Source organism: Micromonospora coerulea (assembly GCF_016598485.1).
GTDB lineage: Bacteria > Actinomycetota > Actinomycetes > Mycobacteriales > Micromonosporaceae > Micromonospora > Micromonospora coerulea.
The window spans coordinates 121,091-137,606 of sequence record NZ_JAEMUW010000006.1 but is presented as its reverse complement, the minus strand read 5'-3'; the positions used below and the strand labels follow the sequence as shown (position 1 = coordinate 137,606).

The window sequence follows — 16,516 nt, the reverse complement described above, 5'->3', positions numbered from 1 at the left end:
GCGCCACCGGCCGGAGGCGGCGGCCCGGCCCGGCCTCCGCCGGCAGCGCCTCCGGCGACGGCGCCTCCGCCGACGCCACTTCCGCAGACGGCGCCTCCGCAGACAGTGCCTCCGCCGACGGCGCCTCCGCAGACGCCGACAGGGTCGGTGAGCGATATACCGGTGAGTCATAAATATGCCTGACAGTCATATCGCTCACCGGGACACCTGTCGCGGGTGCGGACCGCGGGGGCGGGTCCGCCCACCTCGACGCCAGGCGGACCAGCCGGCCGCCCATGCCGGCGCTAGGCGGACCAGCCGGCCCGGCAGCACACTCCTGTCCTCGGCGGTGGCGTCGGCCCCACCGGCACCCGACCGGCTCAGTCATAGATCGCCTCCACCAGCCACTGACCGGCCTCGACCGCCAGCAGCAGGGCAGCGCCGTCGGCGAGGCAGACCTGGAACCGGGCCCGCCGCCGGGCCTCGGCCGGCGCCCACCAGCGCTCGTCCACCGGCCACGGACCGGCCCAGCCGACGATCTCCGCCGGGCGACCGGTGCCGACGACCAACCGGGCCGGCGGGGCGCTCACCGCCAGGCGCGCGCTGACCACGACCGGCTCGCCGGCGGCGTCGTGCACGGTCGCGAGGAGCGGGGTCGGCAGCACCACGGCCGGGGCCGGCGGCGGGAGCCGACCGGGCCACGGCGGCGGGCCGGACCGCGCCGCCCCACCGGACCGCGCCCGTCGGGCCAGCTCACCCGACCGCACCGGCGCACTCGGTCCGGCCGGCGGGACCACCCCGGCCCCACCAACCGACCCGGCCCCACCAACCGACCCGGCCCCACCAACCGACCCGGCCCCACCAACCGGCCCGGCGTCGCCAACCGGCCCGGCGTCGCCAGTCGGCCCGGTGGGCGCCGCCGGCAGCGGCGGCGGGCCGGGGCGGGCGGGCAGCCGTTCGTCGCCCCAGGGCACCAGACGGACCTGGTCGGCCGGGGATCGGCCGCCGCCGAGCACGGCGGTGACCACCGCCTCGGGGCCGAGGATGCCCTGTACCCGGCTCAACGCGCGGTGCGCCCGCTCCCGCTCCGCACCGGTCTCCCCCCACAGCCCGGGCTGGAGGCCGGCCTGGGCGAGCACCCCGTCCGGTACCAGCCGCAGCCGGATGATCCCGGCGGTCGGCCGGGCCGGGCGGGCGCCGGCGCGGCCGTTGCTGCCGGAGAGCCAGCCGTCCAGCTGCCAGCGCACCCGGTCGGCGATGGCCGCGGCGGTCAGCAGGCCGTCGTGCCGCCAGACCCGGTGCAGCTCCTGGCCGTGCGCGGTGACCGCCTCGATGCCGAGCCGGGTGCAGGCCAGCCCGTACGCGGCGAGCCGCTCGTGCAGCTGCTCGGCCAGCATCCGGGCGGCGAACGCCGCGGCGTCGACCCGGTCGATCGGCTCGTCGTGGTCGGCGGTGACGGTCAGGTCGGCCGGGGGCTGCCGGACGGCGAGCGGGCGGTGGTCCTGCCCGGCGGCGAGCCGGTGGGCCAGCGCCCCGTCGAAGCCGAACCGGGCCAGCACGTCACCGGCGGGCAGCGCGGCGAAGCCCCCGAGGGTACGCACGCCCAGCCGGCGCAGCAGGTCGGCCAGGGCCGGCCGGCCGAGCGCCTCGACCGGCAGGGTGGCCAGGAACTCCGGCGTCCCGCCGGGCGGCACGATCCGCCCGTCCCGGGCGGCCAGCCCGGCGCCGAATACCCCGTCGGCGATGCCGACCTGGCTCTCCACCGCGCAGGACTGGGCGACGTGCTCGATGATCCGCTCGGCCGCCGCCTCCTCACCGCCGAGGTAACGGCTCGGGCCACGGGCCGCCAGCGCACAGGCCCCGGGACGGACCACCTCGACCCCGGCGGCCACCTCCTCGACGGCGGCGACCACCGGTTCGAACGCCCGAGCGTCCCGGCCGGGGTCGTAATCGACGACGGTGAGCTGCGGGCAGCGGCCCTGCGCCTCGCGTCGGCGCAGCCCCCGGCGCACCCCCTCGGCGCGGGCCTGTTCGGAGCAGGCGACCACCCGGTTGGCGTGCAGCACCGCGACCGGGCCGGTGGCGGGCACCCCGTCGACGATCTCCGCGGCGAGGACCGGCCAGTCCGGGCACCAGAGCAGCAGCGTCCGTACCGGCGCACCGGTCACGCCGGACCGACCAGGGTGAGCGCGCCGCGGCGGTGCGGGTCGGCCGGGGCGGCGACCGTCGGACCGGCGACCGCGGGCCGGGCCGCGGCGGTGGTGGGGCGGCCCGCCCCGGCCACCCGGGGAATGATCCGGGTGAGCTCGTCGCCGGGCAGCCAGACCTTGATCTCCTTGGGCCGGGCCGCCGCGCCGCGCCCGCGCGCGGAGACGGTCACCTCCCGGCGGCGCAGCCGTCCCCGGCCCGGCCCGAGCCCTTCCCAGACGCCCCGGACCACCTGCAACGTGACGTCCGCGCCGTCCCAGCGGCCGTACGGGACGAGCACGCTGCCGCGCTGCCGGGCGCGGGCGGCCAGCCGGTTGGCCACCGAGGCGGAGACCGCGGTCGGCACGGCGGTGACCACCACGTCCACCCCGTCGATGAGCGCGGCGATGACGGTGGGCCACTCCGGCCCGGGATGCGGCACCAGGGCCAGCCGGTCCAGGGCGATCCCGGCCTCGGCCGCCGCGCCGGCCCCGAAGGTGGGCACCCCGACCACGGCGCACCACGAGCCGGCCCGGGACGCCTCGGCGAGCAGCGCCAGGATCAGCGACGTCCCGCCGCTGCGCCCGGGCTGCCCGGCGCCGATGGCGATGGTGCTGCCGCGGCGCAGCCCGCGGTTGGGCAGCAGCCCGGTCAGCTCCGGCCGGACCGGCAGCACCCGGTGGCCGCCCGCCGGGTCGGGTGCGCTCGCCGGACGCACCAGCTCGGCCAGTGCGGCGGAACCGACCACCATGCGGCCCGCCATCGGACCAACCCCCCGTCGTGTCGCCACGGGAACGGCTCCCGTGCTGTGCCTGTCGTTGAAGCAGAGAAGTCCGGCGGGCGCCGCCGGACGGAGCGACGAGTCCGGCCAGCGGGCTTCCCACCGCCGGCCGGACCCGCCGGCTCAGGCGGCGAGCCCGTCGAGTGCCGGTTGGTGTGCCAGGCCGAGCGCGGTCTCCACCACCGTCACGAACTGCTCGGCGGCCCGGAGCAGGTCGTCGGCTTCGCGGGCGGTGACCACCCGGGGGATACCGGCCTCGGCGGCGGCGCGCTTGCCGGCGCCGGCGGCGAAGTAGTGGGCCCACTCGTCGAGCTCGGGGGCGACGCTGGAGAGCAGGATCCAGACGCTGGTGATCCGGTTGCGCCGGCTGGGGGCGGGGCGGGCGCGGGCGGCGAGCAGGGCGGCGGCGGCGCGCAACGCGGAGAGGTGGGCGGCCGCGTAGCGGAGGCCGTCGGGACGGGTCTGGGCGGCCTCGGTGAGCCCGTCGCGGGCCACTGCGAGCAGCTGGGCGGGGGTGCGGTGCGGCAGCACGTGCGCCGGCACCGTCGGTGCCTGAGCCGGACTGGTCGGCATGGGTCTCCTCCGCGTGACCGAGGTGGGGCGCGCCGCCGGACGGATCGGATCCGCCGAGCGAGCGCCCGGAAACGGGTGGTGCGGAGGAAGACGCACCGGATGGGGGCCGGCCGGGTGCGGAGCTTCCCCACACCACACCCGGCCGGCGTACCGGCGGGTCCGTCGCCCGCCGCCCGGGGGTCGTGGGCGGCGGACGACGGTCCTGCCTGACGGGACCGGGCTCGCGACTGCCCGGAACCCGGTGCGGTCCGCGGAACCGCACCTCCCGGGATCCGGCGCCGCGAAACACCTCTCCCGGACGTTGGAACGGGCGTACGACTCAATCGAACACTCGTTCTAACTACCCTGACAGTACACCTCCCCTCCGACGAAAATGCAACGTGTGACGCGCCGGCGGCCGGGCGGGTCCGGGCCACCCCGAACTGGCCCGGGTCCCGCCCGGCGGCTCAGACCAGCGCCGGATAGTCGGGCAGGTCCAGATCGGTGGCCAGCGAGCCGGTGCTCCGCAGCAGCATCGACTGGACCGGCCGGGTGGCCAGCAGCCGGTTGCGCAGCCACAGGCCCCACCCGGTGGCGGGGGCGAGGAAGTGGCCAGGGCTGGCGCCCCGCTGCCAGCGCATCGCGTAGCCGCGCAGCCGGCTCTCGTACGCGCCGAAGGCGACCCGGTGGTCGCCGCCGGCCCGGGCCAACTCGCCGGCGAGCACGTACGCCCCGACGACGCCGGTGCCGACGCCCATCCCGCCGAGGGTGACGCCCCAGGCCGCGTCGCCGAGCAGCACCGTCCGGCCGGTGTGCCAGCGGGGCACGCTCACCCGGCTGATCGCGTCGAAGTACAACTCCGGCGCGGCGCGCAGGCCGGCCAGCAGGTGCGGCACGTGCCAGCCCAGCCCGGCGAAGGCGTCCGCGACCAGCTTCTTCTGCTGGTCGAGGTCGTGCCAGTTCGGGTCGAGACGACCGGCGGCGAAGACGACGAAGGCGCCGGCCCGGGTCGGGTCGCGCTGGTCCGCGGCGACGCTGGCCATCCGCCCGGGGACGTTGTACTGCTGGGGAACGGTGCCCACGCCCAGCTCGTTGGGCAGGTCCCAGCCGGCCAGGTGGTAGCCGAGGTGCCGCACGTACGCCGACTCCGGGCCGAAGGCGAGCCGCCGTACGCCCGAGTGCAGCCCATCCGCGCCGACCACCAGGTCGACGGTGCGCGAGGCGCCGCGGGCGAGCTCGACGTGGACCCCGTCAGGCGTCTCGGCGAGGGCGGCGACCACGTCCCCGAACAGGTACTCCACCCGGTCGGCGCCGTGCTCGTACAGGATCCGGGACAGGTCCCGGCGGTAGACCTCCAGGTCGCCGCCGGCGAACTCGGCCGGCAACCGGAAGATCTCCCGGCCGGACGCGTCCACGCAGCTGATCGCCCCGGCATGGGTCTGCGTGGCGCGCAACTCGTCGAGCACTCCCATGGCGGCCAGCACGCCGAGATGGGTGGGCCCACGGAAGTCGACCGCGAAGCCGCTGGCGCGCAGCGCCGGGGCCAGCTCGACCACGGTGACCTCGGCGCCGTAGCGCGCCAGCCACCAGGCGAGCGCCGGGCCGGCGACCCCGGCCCCGGAAATCAGGACGCGCTGACCGCGCAGCGCAAGGGTGTGGGACATCGGGCTTCCCCCCGTCGAAGCTAAACTGTGTCCGTCGGATACAGAGTACTGTAGACACGGTTTTGGGCCCCGACAAGACCGACCGAGGGAGCACCATGGACCGGGCGGGCACCGATGGCGTGGCCGACAAACGCAAGCTCTACGAGCTGCTGTGGGGGACGCCGAGCGCGCCCCGGCGGGGGCCACGCCCCACGCTCACCCTGGCGGCGATCGCCGGGGCCGGCATCGCGATCGCCGACGCCGACGGCCTCGAGGGCCTGACCATGCAGCGGGTCGCCGAGTCGCTGGACGTGACCAAGATGGCGCTGTACCGGTACGTCCCGGGGAAGGCCGAGCTGGTCGGCCTCATGATCGAGACGGCGGTGGGCGAGCCCCCCGCGCCACCGCAGGGCGCCGGCTGGCGCGACCAGCTCGACGACTGGGCCCGGCAGATGTTCGACCGCTTCCGGCGCCACCCCTGGGCCCTGGCGGCCACCGTCGGCGCCCGCGTCATGGGCCCGAACGAGCTCGGCTGGCTGGAACGGGCCCTCGCCGCCCTCACCGGCACCGGCCTGAACGGCGGCGAGATGCTGGACGTCGCGGTGCTCCTGCTCGGGCACGCCCGGAACCTGGCCCAGCAGGTGTCGGCGATGGACACCGGCACGCCTGAGCAGGCGTTGGAATCCGGCCTGGGGGCCCTGCTCCGCGGCCGGGAGGAGCGCTTCCCGGCGCTGATCGCCGCGGTGGGCTCGGCGGCCGCGCACGCCGCCCAGGACCAGGCCCTCGACTTCGGGCTGGCCCGCATCCTCGACGGCGTCGAGCTCCTGATCAGAACCCGCCACCCCTGACCCACCCCTCCCCGGGTGATCAGGAAGCTGTTGCGCCCGGCCGCGGCGTGTCGGGACTACAACTTCATGATCACCGGACCGTCCGGCCCCCGGGAGTGGGACAAGACGGCGTGGCCGGGTGAAATGGGGGGCGGTGGACCGGGGAGAATGACCGCATGCAGCCACACCCGAACGTGCAGGCGGTGCAGCGGGCGCTCGACGATGCGGGCGCGCGGGACTCATCCGGCGGAGCCAGTCAGGTCCGGCTGCTGCCCGCGGCGGTGCACACCGCCGCGGCGGCGGCCGCGGCGCTCGGCGTCGACGTGGGCGCCATCGCCAACTCGCTGATCTTCGACGCGGACGACGCGCCTCTGCTCGTGCTCACCTCCGGCGCGCACCGGGTGGACGTCGCCGGCCTGGCCGCGTCCATCGGGGTCACCCGGCTACGCCGGGCCACCCCGGAGTTCGTCAAGCAGCACACCGGTCAGGTCATCGGCGGGGTCGCCCCGGTCGGTCACCCGCGGCCGCTGCGCACCCTGGTCGACACGGCCCTCCAGGGGTACGACGAGGTCTGGGCGGCCGGCGGGGTGCCCCAGGCGGTCTTCCCGACGACGTACGCGGAGTTGCTGCGGATCACCGCCGGGACACCGGTCGAGGTGGCGTGAGCGGACGCGGCGAGGACCGCGCCCCGATGTCGCGGTTCACCGGCGAGCGCCGGCCTGCCACCGCCCGCGACAGCATCCCGGAGCTGGTCACGCTGCACGTGTGGCGGATCCCCCGGGCGGCCGTACCCCGGGCCCTGGCCCGGATGGCGACGCACCCGCTCCGGCTGCGCCGCACCCCCGGCGTCCGGTTCGGCAAGCTGCTCGGCACCGGGACCGGCACCGGCTTCGGCCCGGGGGACGCGGACCTGACCCGGTGGGCGGCGCTGGTGGTGTGGGACTCCCCCGCCGCCGCGGACGGTTTCGACGACTCGCCGGTGGGCCGCTCGTGGGCCCGGATCGCCCGCGCCTCAGCCCGGGTGGAGCTGCGCCCGCTGACCAGCCGGGGTGAATGGTCCGGCGTCCGCCCCTTCGGCAACCCGCCCGGCGGCCGGGCCGACGGGCCGGTGCTGGCGCTGACCCGGGCCCGGCTGCGGGCCCGCCGGGCGGTCACCTTCTGGCGGGCGATCCCGCCGGTCGCCGCCGCCCTGCACGCCGCGCCCGGGCTGCTCGCCCGGTTCGGTGTCGGCGAGGCCCCGCTGGGCTGGCAGGGCACGGTGAGCGTGTGGCGCGATCCGGCGGACCTGGTGGCGTTCGCGTACCGTCACCCGGAGCATCGCGCCGCGATCACCCGCACCCCGACAGAGGGGTGGTACGCGGAGGAGCTCTTCGCGCGGTTCGAGGTGCGCGACGTGGTCGGCGACCGGACGGTGCTCGGGTGGGTCGCCGAGGGCGACCCGGAAACGGGGAGAGGACGCGCATGAGGTTGGTGCGGTGGACGCCGGACGATCTGGTCCGGCGGCTGGACGACGTGGTGGCCGTCTACGGCGAGGCGATGGGCTACCGCACCGAGCTGCTGGAGGCCCGGCGCGGCTACATCGCCACCCACGTCCGCCGCCCCGGCTTCCGGGCCGTCGCCAGTCTCACCACCGAGGGCCACCTGGCCGGCTTCGGGTACGGCTACCTCGGCGCCGCCGGCCAGTGGTGGCACGACCAGGTGTACCGGGCGCTCGACACCGACGCCCGGCAGCGCTGGCTGACCCACTGCTTCGAGGTGGTGGAGCTGCACGTCCGGCCGCCCGCGCAGGGGCACGGCCTGGGCGCCGGCCAGCTGCGCGCCCTGCTCCGCATGGCGGAGGGGACGACCACCCTGCTGTCCACGCCGGAGGCCGAGGAGCAGAAGTCCCGCGCCTGGCGGCTGTACCGCCGGTTCGGCTTCGTCGACGTGCTGCGCCACTTCCACTTCCCCGGCGACGAGCGGCCGTTCGGCGTGCTCGGCCGGGATCTGCCGCTGCCCGCGCCCGGCCCCGGCGCCGCACCGGGCCCGGCCGCGCCGTGATCCGGCGGCGGCTGCCCTGGGCGCTGCTGACCGTCCTGATCCTCGCCCAGATCTGCTACCCGCTCACCACCGGCGCCACCCGGGCCGGGCTGACCGTGGGCACCGTCGTGCTCGGATACCTGCTCTCCGTCGGCCACGCGCTGCTGAGCCGGGGCGCGCGTACGGCGGGGGCGCTGGTCGCGGTGGCCACCGGCGGCGGCTTCGCGATCGAGGCGATCGGGGTGGCCACCGGCGTCCCGTTCGGCAGCTACGACTACTCCGGGGAGTTGGGGCCGAAACTGGCCGGGGTGCCGCTGATCATCCCGCTGGCCTGGACCTGGATGGCCTGGCCGGCGTGGCTGGCCGCGGTCCGGCTCACTCCGTCCCGGCTCGGCCGGGTCGCGCTGGCCGCGGTCGGGCTGGCCGCCTGGGACCTCTTCCTCGACCCACAGATGGTCGCCGAGGGGTACTGGGTGTGGCGGGGCGCCACCCCGGCGCTGCCCGGCCTGCCCGGCATCCCGGTCAGCAACTACCTCGGCTGGCTGCTCTTCGCGGTGCTGCTGATGGGCGCGCTGCGCCCGCTCGCCGGGCCGGCCGTCGACCGGGTCGACGGGCGGGACGCGCCGATGCTCGTGCTCTACCTGTGGACGTACCTGTCCAGCGTGCTGGCACACGCGGTCTTCCTCCGGCTGCCCGCCTCCGCGGTCTGGGGTGCGGTCGGCATGGCGGTGACCGCCGTGCCGCTGGCCGTGGTGCTGTTGCGCGCCCGGCGCGACGGCGCCCACCGGCCGGCGCCGGACCGGGCGCCGCGTCCCGGCGTCGACGCGGCGGCATGACCGTCGTCCTCGCCCTCGTCGTCGCGGTCGCCGCGCTCACCGCGCACACCTGGGTCAACGCCACCCGCTGGCTGCGCCGCCCCACCGACCGACCGGTCGAGGTGCGGACCGGGACGGTCGCGGTGCTGCTGCCGCTGCGCGACGAGGCCGACCGGGTGACGCCGTGCCTGCGGGCGCTGCTCGCCCAGCGGGGGGTGCCCGACCTGCGGATCATGGTGCTCGACGACGGATCCACCGACGGCACCGCCGACGTGGTCCGGGCGGTGGCCGGCGACGACCGGCGGCTCACCCTGCTGACCGGGGTCGCCCCGCCGCCGGGCTGGCTGGGCAAGCCGCACGCCTGCTGGCAGCTCGCCACCCGCACCGACCCGGCCGCCACCGTCCTCGCATTCGTCGACGCCGACGTGGTGCTCACCCCGTACGCCGTCGCGGCGGCCGTCGCCGAGCTGCGCGCGGCGGGCGCGACGCTGCTGTCGCCGTACCCGCGGATCCTGGTCCGGACGGTGGCCGACCGGCTGGTGCAGCCGCTGCTGCAGTGGCTCTGGCTGACCTTCCTGCCGCTGCGGGCGATGGAACGCTCCCCGCGGCCGTCGCTGGCCGCGGCGGGCGGACAGTTCCTGGTCGTCGACCGGGCCGGCTACCTGCGGGCCGGCGGGCACGCCGCGGTCGCCGACAAGGTCCTGGAGGACATCGAGCTGGCCCGCGCGGTCAAGCGCTCCGGCGGCCGGATCGCCCTGGCCGACGGCTCCCGGCTGGCCGCCTGCCGGATGTACGAGAGCTGGCCGCAGCTGCGCGACGGCTACACCAAGTCGCTCTGGGCCTCCTTCGGCCATCCGGTCGCGGCGGCCGCGGCGGTGACCATGCTGCTCCTGCTCTACACCGCTCCCCCGCTGGTCGCGGTCGCGGCGCTGGCGGCCGGCGCGCCGGTGGTGGCGGCGGCCGCCCTGGCGACCTACGCGCTGGGGGTCGCCGGGCGGGCGGTCAGCGCCCGAGCCACCGGCGGGCGGGCCTGGCCCGACGCGCTGGTACACCCCGTATCGGTCGTGGTCCTCGGTTGGCTGACCCTCCGGTCGTACCATCTGCGAAAGCGGCGGCGTCTGACCTGGCGGGGTCGCCCGGTCAGCTAGGAGGGCACGCCATGGCGCGGATCGTGGTCATCGGCGCCGGCGTGGGCGGGCTGGCCACGGCCGCCCGGCTGGCCGTCACCGGGCATCAGGTGACCGTCTTCGAGCGGGCCGACACCGTCGGCGGCAAGCTCGGCCGGTACGCCCACCACACCCCGGCGGGGTCGTTCCACTTCGACACCGGGCCGAGCCTGCTCACCCTGCCCGAGGTCTTCCACGACCTGTTCGAGGCGACCGGGGCGAAGCTCGACGAGTACCTCGACCTGACGCCGCTGGACCCGATCGTCCGGCACGTCTTCGCCGACGGCGCGACGGTGCTGGACTCCTGCGCCGACCCGACCGAGTTCACCGCCCGGATCGGCGCGGCGCTCGGCGACCGCTCCGCCGCCGACTGGCAACGGCTGTGGCGCCGGGCCGCCCGGGTGTGGGAGGCGTCGCACCGGGACATCCTGCGCCGCGCCATCGACTCCCCCCGCGACCTGGCCGCGCTGGCCTGGCGGCTCGGCGACCTCGCCGCCATCGGCCCCGGCCGCACCCTGCGCGGGCTGGGCCGCGCGCACCTGTCCGACCCGCGGCTGCGGCTGCTGCTCGACCGGTACGCCACCTACACCGGCGCCGACCCGCGCCGGGCCCCGGCCGCGCTGGTCGCCGTCCCCTACGCCGAACTGACGTACGGCGGCTGGTATCTGCGCGGCGGCCTGGGCACCCTCGCCGACGCGCTGCTGTCCCGCTGCCTCGACCTCGGCGTGGTGGTGCGGACCGACGCCACGGTCACCCGGATCGACGCCGCCGGCGGCCGGGTCCACGGGGTACGCCTCGCCGGCGTCGCCGCGCCGGTCCCCGCCGACGTGGTGGTGGCCAACGTCGACGCGCTCACCGTCTACCGGGACCTGCTGCCCAGCCCCCGCCGGCTGGCCGGGCTCACCGACCGCAGCCTGGCCGGCTTCGTGCTGCTGCTCGGCGTCCGCGGCGACTCCGGGCTGGCCCACCACAACGTCTTCTTCCCCCGCGACTACGACGCCGAGTTCGACGCGGTCTTCGGCGACCCCGGGCGGGGCATCCGGGCCCGGCCGGCGCTCGACCCGACCGTCTTCGTCACCGTCGCCGACGACCCGATGGTCCGCCCGGACGGGCACGAGGCGTGGTTCGTGCTGGTCAACGCCGCCCGCCACGGCACCGCCGCCGGGGCGGTGGACTGGCGCCGGCCGGGGCTGGCCGAGGCGTACGCCGACCGGATCCTCGACGTGCTCGCCGAGCGGGGCGTCGACGTCCGGGACCGGCTGGCGTTCCGGGAGATCCGTACCCCGGCCGACCTGGCCGCCGCGACCGGCGCACCGGGCGGCACGATCTACGGCACCGCCGGTGGGCTGCTCCGCCCGGCCAACCGCGGCCCGGCGCACGGGTTGTGGCTGGTCGGCGGCTCCAGCCACCCCGGCGGGGGCCTGCCCATGGTCGCCATGTCCGCCCAGATCGTCGCCGACCAGATCGGCCCCGCCTGGTAGCCGTACCGGCGGGTCAGCCGGCGTCGATCAGGGCACGGCGGACCGCGGAGAGGAGCTGCCCCAGGCCGAAGCCGGCCAGCAGCACCCAGACCGTGGTGGCCATGGTGATCGTCCCGGCGGGCAGATCCGGGTCGATCAACCCGGTCAGCCCCGCGACCAGCAGCCCGAACAGGGCCACGCAGACCCGGGTGGGCCGCTCCCCCACCGTCACCGTCCCGATCTCCCGCATTCCGGCGGCGACCGCCCGGGCCCGGACGTACTCATGCAGCCAGGACAGGCCGCCGGCGGCGGCGACCAGCGCGCCCGGCGCACCGAGCAGCCAGAATCCGATCAGCCAGGCGGCCTCGCCGAGCCGGTCGGCGACCGAGTCGTAGACGTAGCCGAGCCGGGTGGTCCGGTTCGTGGCCACCGCCACCGCACCGTCGACGCTGTCCGCCACCGCGGCGAGCAGCACGAACAGCGCCCCCAGGAACGGCCCGTCACCCGCCCGGCCGACGAGCAGCGGCACGCAGAAGCAGAGCAGCACCCCGAACACGGTGACCGCGGTGGGGCCGACCCGGAGCCGGCCCAGCACGTAGCCGACGTGGTAGGCGAAACGCAGCCAGGCGCGGACCACCGGCGCCGCCGCCCGCGGGTCGAACCCGCCGTGCAGCCGCGCCCACGCCGTCGCGTACTGGTCCCAGTTCAGCTGTGTGCCCACCACGAACTCAACCGTAGAAGGGCACAGCGGGTGTCGGCGCGACGGGTGGTCACACCCGCGCGCCGGACCGGAGGTGCTGCCAGACCTCGCGGGTGGCGGTGGAACGGTTGAGGGTGATGAAGTGGATGCCGGGCACGCCCTCGTCCAGCAGCTTGGCGCACATCCCGCTGGCCTGCTCGATGCCGAGCCGGCGGACCGCCTCCGGGTCGTCGGCGACCCGCTCGAACCGCTCGGCCAGCGCCGGCGGGAACGGCGCGCCGGAGAGCTGCACCGACCGCTCGATGGTGCCGATCTGGGTCACCGGCATCACCCCGGCCAGGATCGGGGTGTCGCAGCCGGCCGCCGCGACCCGGTCCCGCAGCCGCAGGTAGTCGTCGGCGTCGAAGAACATCTGGGTGATCGCGAACTCCGCCCCGGCCCGGCACTTGCGGACGAAGTTCGCGGTGTCGCTGGCGACGTCGGGCGAGCGCGGGTGCTTGTACGGGAAGGCGGCCACCCCGACGCTGAAGTCACCGGCGTCGCGGACCACCCGGACCAGGTCCTCGGCGTACTGCACGCCCTCCGGGTGGGGCACCCACTCGCCGCCCGGGTTGCCGGGCGGGTCGCCCCGCACGGCGAGGACGTTGCGCACCCCGACCCCGGCCAGCCGGCCGATGACGTGCCGCAGCTCGGCGACGGAGTGGTTGACCGCGGTCAGGTGTGCCATCGGCAGCAGGGTCGTCTCGGTGGCGATCCGCTCGGTGACCGCGACCGTGGTGTCCCGGGTCGACCCGCCGGCGCCGTAGGTGATCGAGACGAACGACGGGCGCAGCGACTCCAGCTCGCGGATCGCCTGCCAGAGCAGCCGCTCCCCCTGCTCCGTCTTGGGCGGGAAGAACTCGAAGGAGAAGGTCGGCTGGCCGACACGGATCAGCTCCCCGATCGCCGGTTGGGGATTGGGGAAGACCGAGGGAAGCCCGAGCGCCACGCATCGACTCTAGCGGTGGGCGCTCGAGGCACCCATGAGCTTCCCAGCGGGCGGACGGCGGCCGCCGGGAGCGTCGTACCCCGGGGGTAGAAACGGGACAGCGCGGTGGGGCCGGCCGGTGGCCGGTCCCCGGGGGCCGCGCGGGGGTCAGCACGATCCGCGACGCGGAGGGACCGGTCCAGGTCTGGCCGGGTGTTCGCGCCGCCCGACCGCGCCGACGCCCACCGGAGGACCGATGATCCCGTTTCCGCCACCCGGCCCGCGCCTGCTCGGGCCGCTCCTGGCCGAGCTGCGGCTGGCCCGCCGCTGGAGTCAGCAGCGGATCGCCGCCGAGCTCTGCGCCGCCTCCGGCGTGCCCACCTTGACCAGGCACGAGGTCTCCCGCTGGGAACGGCAGCTCCGGCTCCCCGGCGACTTCTGGCTGGGCTGGCTCGCCGTCGTCCTCGACGTACCGGGCGAGCTGCTCGCCGAGGCCGCGGCGCGCAGCCGCCACCCCGGCGGCGCGTCGGCGACCACCCGGGGCGGCGCCCGGTCGCGGGCGGCACTGCTGGCCCTCGCGCAGCGCTGGCTGGCCGATCCGACCGGCTCCGCGCTCGGCGGCCCGGCGTTCGGCCGGCTGGCCGGCCATGCCCGCACCGTGCCGACCACCCCGCCCGGCGTGGTCGACGCTGGCCTGGCGGGGGTGGGCACGGAGGCGGCCGGGGCGGGAGTGCGCGCCGGGCCGGGCGGGGTCGGGCCGGGCGCCGACGACCTGACCGCGCTGCGCCGGTGGGACGACCTGCTCGGCGGGGCGGACCTGGCCGGCCATGCCGCCCGCCGACTCCGCCGGGCGGCCCGGGCGCTCTCCGGTGCCGGTCCGGGAACGCGCCGCCGGCTGCTGCCGGTCCTCGCCGAGGCGGCCCAGCTCACCGGCTGGCTCGCCGCCGACGCGGGTGACCCGACCGCCGGGCTGGACGCCTACCGGTTGGCCCTGCGGGCCGCGGTGGGCGCCGGCGACCGCGCGTTCGCCGGGCACGTGCTCGGGTCGGCCAGCCACCTGCTGGCCGGCGCCGGGGACGCGGCGGGGGCGCTGGCCCTGGCCCGGGCCGGGTACGCCGGGGCCCGCGACGCCGCCTCACCGGGGCTGCGGGCGCTGCTGCTGCACCGGGTGGCGCTGGCCGCCGCGCTCGGCGGGCGGCGGCGGACCGCCGGGCGGGCCCTCGCCGCGGCGGGGCGGGTGGCCGGGCCGGAGCCCGGCCGGGAGCCGCCCTGGCTCTACTGGCTCGATGACGCGGAGCTGGCGGCGATGACCGGGCGCACCCTCGTCGTGCTGGGCCGCCCGGCAGCCGCCGCACCGCTGCTGCGCCCCGCCGCGCACAGCCGGGGCCGCCCCCGCCGCGCCGCGATCTACGGCGGCTGGCTGGCCCGCGGCCACCTCCAGCTCGGCGAGGTGGAGCAGGCCTGCGCGGTGGCCGGCGACGGGCTGCTCGACGCCGTCCGGTCCGGCTCGCCCCGGGCGGCCGCCCAGCTCACCGAGGTACGCCGCCGGCTGGCCCGGCACCGCGCCGAGCCGGCGGTACGGCGCTACGCGGCGCTCCTCGCGGCGGCCCGCCCGTACCTGCCGCCAGGGCCGGGCAGCGGACCGGGAGCGGGCCGGGTCCGGCGGTCCCGCTCGACGCCGGTCGCGGCGCGCCGACCCGGCGACACGACGGGATCACCCGAGACCGGCTAGCGTCGTGGCGTGACCCACGCTGCTCCCGTTTCCCCCGTCGACCGCGCCGGCCTCCGTCAGCGGATCGACAAGGCCCTGACCGAGTTCCTCGCCGGCCAGCGCGGCTGGATGACCGGTGTCGACGACGCCCTCGTGCCGGTGGCCGAGGCGATCGAGGCGTTCGTCCTGGGCGGTGGGAAGCGGCTGCGGCCGGCCTTCGCCTACTGGGGCTACCGGGGTGCCGGCGGCGTCGACTCCGACCAGGTGGTGACCACCCTCGCCGCGCTCGAGTTCGTGCAGGCCAGCGCACTGATCCACGACGACCTGATGGACCGCTCGGACACCCGGCGCGGGGAGCCCGCGATGCACCGGCGGTTCGCCGCCCGACACCGCTCCGCCGGCTGGGGCGGCGACCCGGACGGGTTCGGCGACGCGGCGGCGATCCTCCTCGGCGACCTCTGCCTGGTCTGGTCGGACGAGCTGCTGCACTCCGCCGGGCTCGATCCGCGCACGGTGGCCCGGGCCCGGCCGGTCTTCGACGAGATGCGCACCGAGGTCACGGTCGGGCAGTACCTCGACGTGCTGACCCAGGCCACCGGGGACACCTCGCTGGAACGGGCCGGCAAGGTCGCCCGGTACAAGTCGGCGAAGTACACGGTCGAGCGGCCGTTGCTGCTCGGGGCGGCGCTGGCCGACGCGCCCGCGGAGGTGCGCTCGGCGTACTCGGCGTACGGGTTGCCGCTGGGCGAGGCGTTCCAGCTCCGCGACGACGTGCTGGGGGTGTTCGGGGATCCGGCGCAGACCGGCAAGCCGGCCGGCGACGACCTGCGCGAGGGGAAGCGGACGTACCTGGTGGCGGCGGCCCTGGAGGCGCTCGACGACGCCGGCCGGGACCTGCTGCGCAACGGCCTCGGCGACGCGGGGCTCGACGAGGCCGGCGTGGCCCGGCTGCGCGAGCTGATCATCGACAGCGGCGCGCTGGCGCGCACCGAACAGCGGATCGGCGGGCTGACCGAGAGCGCCCTGGCCGCCCTCACCACGGTCGACCTGGACACCGAGGCCAGGCAGGCCCTCGTCGACCTGGCCATCGCCGCCACCCGCCGCACCGACTGACCCCACCCGGCCCACCCCGGCCCACCCCGGTGATCATGAGGTTGTTGTCACGACACGCCGGTGTCGCGGAACCAACTTCATGATCACCGCACCGAGGGGCGGGTGGGTGGGTCAGAAGCCGAGGGCCTGGGCGCGGCGCTTGACCTCGCGGGCCAGGTCACCCCCCAGGGCGACGGCGGGAGTGCCGGGGAGGGTCGGGTCCTCCTCGTAGAGCCAGCGCAGCGCCGCCTCGTCGTCGTAGCCGGCGTCGGTGAGCAGGTTCAGCACGCCGGGCAGGTGCTTGAGCACGGTCTGGTTGGCCACCAGGTCGGCGGGGATCCGCCGGACACCGTCGCGGCGTACCGCGATCAGCTCACGGTCCCGGATCATCTGGTGGACCTTGCTGATCGACAGGTCGAGCCGTTCGGCGACGTCCGGCAGGGTCAGCCAGGCGGCCGGGTCGGTCGGTCCGGGCAGGTCCGCGCCGGCGGCGGCCCGGTCGGCGGGTACGGAATCGGTCACCCGAACACCCTGCCACGTGCCCGTCCGCCCCGGGCAACGGCACCCCCATCCAGCCGCGACCGGGGTGCGGGGCGGGTGGGACGAGCGCGGCGGGA

16 protein-coding genes are annotated in these 16,516 nt (G+C 76.9%); 9 read left to right on the top strand and 7 right to left on the bottom strand.

The window, feature by feature from the left end:
* Positions 1 to 359: 359 nt before the first annotated feature.
* From I8N68_RS10565 to I8N68_RS10550, 4 genes are all read right to left on the bottom strand, one after another.
* Positions 360 to 2,147, bottom strand: a complete 1,788-nt coding sequence (locus I8N68_RS10565; protein ID WP_200209713.1) for a DNA polymerase Y family protein — start codon at positions 2,145 to 2,147, stop codon at positions 360 to 362.
* Complete coding sequence (imuA', locus tag I8N68_RS10560) at positions 2,144 to 2,929, bottom strand: DnaE2-dependent mutagenesis accessory factor ImuA' (protein ID WP_234039318.1); 786 nt, start codon at positions 2,927 to 2,929, stop codon at positions 2,144 to 2,146. The genes I8N68_RS10565 and imuA' overlap by 4 nt, the downstream gene beginning before the upstream one ends.
* Before the next feature lie 141 nt (positions 2,930 to 3,070).
* Positions 3,071 to 3,520 (bottom strand): SAV_6107 family HEPN domain-containing protein, encoded by a 450-nt coding sequence (locus I8N68_RS10555; RefSeq protein ID WP_200209712.1) that lies wholly within the window; start codon positions 3,518 to 3,520, stop codon positions 3,071 to 3,073.
* A gap of 446 nt (positions 3,521 to 3,966) precedes the next feature.
* Positions 3,967 to 5,163, bottom strand: coding sequence for an FAD-dependent monooxygenase (locus I8N68_RS10550; RefSeq protein ID WP_200209711.1), 1,197 nt, complete (start codon positions 5,161 to 5,163; stop codon positions 3,967 to 3,969).
* Between the two features lie 95 nt (positions 5,164 to 5,258).
* Here I8N68_RS10550 and I8N68_RS10545 point away from each other — a divergent pair, with 95 nt between their 5' ends.
* The 7 genes from I8N68_RS10545 to I8N68_RS10515 all read left to right on the top strand — a co-directional run bounded on the left by I8N68_RS10545 (position 5,259) and on the right by I8N68_RS10515 (position 11,450).
* A complete protein-coding gene (locus I8N68_RS10545) occupies positions 5,259 to 5,990 on the top strand; it encodes a TetR/AcrR family transcriptional regulator (protein WP_200209710.1) in 732 nt (243 codons plus the stop codon).
* Between the two features lie 155 nt (positions 5,991 to 6,145).
* A complete protein-coding gene (locus I8N68_RS10540; RefSeq protein ID WP_200209709.1) occupies positions 6,146 to 6,634 on the top strand; it encodes a YbaK/EbsC family protein in 489 nt (162 codons plus the stop codon).
* A 26-nt stretch (positions 6,635 to 6,660) separates the two neighbouring features.
* Positions 6,661 to 7,434, top strand: coding sequence for a monooxygenase (locus I8N68_RS10535; protein WP_200209859.1), 774 nt, complete (start codon positions 6,661 to 6,663; stop codon positions 7,432 to 7,434).
* Positions 7,431 to 8,009 (top strand): GNAT family N-acetyltransferase, encoded by a 579-nt coding sequence (locus I8N68_RS10530; protein WP_200209708.1) that lies wholly within the window; start codon positions 7,431 to 7,433, stop codon positions 8,007 to 8,009. Before I8N68_RS10535 ends, I8N68_RS10530 begins: the two co-directional genes overlap by 4 nt.
* Positions 8,009 to 8,824, top strand: a complete 816-nt coding sequence (locus I8N68_RS10525; RefSeq protein WP_372433700.1) for a carotenoid biosynthesis protein — start codon at positions 8,009 to 8,011, stop codon at positions 8,822 to 8,824. The genes I8N68_RS10530 and I8N68_RS10525 overlap by 1 nt, the downstream gene beginning before the upstream one ends.
* On the top strand, positions 8,821 to 9,951 hold the full coding sequence (locus tag I8N68_RS10520; RefSeq protein WP_200209706.1) for a glycosyltransferase family 2 protein: 1,131 nt from the start codon (positions 8,821 to 8,823) through the stop codon (positions 9,949 to 9,951). Before I8N68_RS10525 ends, I8N68_RS10520 begins: the two co-directional genes overlap by 4 nt.
* Positions 9,952 to 9,962: 11 nt before the next feature.
* Positions 9,963 to 11,450: a phytoene desaturase family protein gene (locus tag I8N68_RS10515; protein ID WP_200209705.1), complete on the top strand. Its 1,488-nt coding sequence runs from the start codon at positions 9,963 to 9,965 to the stop codon at positions 11,448 to 11,450.
* A 13-nt stretch (positions 11,451 to 11,463) separates the two neighbouring features.
* On the opposite strand, the gene I8N68_RS10510 is transcribed toward I8N68_RS10515, so the two are convergent.
* Both I8N68_RS10510 and metF read right to left on the bottom strand, forming a co-directional pair.
* Positions 11,464 to 12,153 carry a CDP-alcohol phosphatidyltransferase family protein gene (locus tag I8N68_RS10510; RefSeq protein WP_200209704.1) on the bottom strand — a complete coding sequence of 230 codons (690 nt, stop codon included), beginning with the start codon at positions 12,151 to 12,153 and terminating at the stop codon, positions 11,464 to 11,466.
* A 46-nt stretch (positions 12,154 to 12,199) separates the two neighbouring features.
* A complete protein-coding gene (gene metF / locus I8N68_RS10505; RefSeq protein ID WP_200209703.1) occupies positions 12,200 to 13,117 on the bottom strand; it encodes a methylenetetrahydrofolate reductase [NAD(P)H] in 918 nt (305 codons plus the stop codon).
* Positions 13,118 to 13,352: 235 nt separating this feature from the next.
* Between metF and I8N68_RS10500 the strand changes: the two genes are divergently transcribed.
* Together I8N68_RS10500 and I8N68_RS10495 are read left to right on the top strand one after the other, a co-directional pair.
* Positions 13,353 to 14,828, top strand: a complete 1,476-nt coding sequence (locus tag I8N68_RS10500) for an NsdA family TPR-like regulatory protein (RefSeq protein ID WP_234039316.1) — start codon at positions 13,353 to 13,355, stop codon at positions 14,826 to 14,828.
* A 9-nt stretch (positions 14,829 to 14,837) separates the two neighbouring features.
* Positions 14,838 to 15,920, top strand: coding sequence for a polyprenyl synthetase family protein (locus I8N68_RS10495; protein WP_200209702.1), 1,083 nt, complete (start codon positions 14,838 to 14,840; stop codon positions 15,918 to 15,920).
* A gap of 111 nt (positions 15,921 to 16,031) precedes the next feature.
* On the opposite strand, the gene I8N68_RS10490 is transcribed toward I8N68_RS10495, so the two are convergent.
* Complete coding sequence (locus tag I8N68_RS10490; protein ID WP_200209701.1) at positions 16,032 to 16,421, bottom strand: Rv2175c family DNA-binding protein; 390 nt, start codon at positions 16,419 to 16,421, stop codon at positions 16,032 to 16,034.
* Between the last annotated feature and the right edge of the window lie 95 nt (positions 16,422 to 16,516).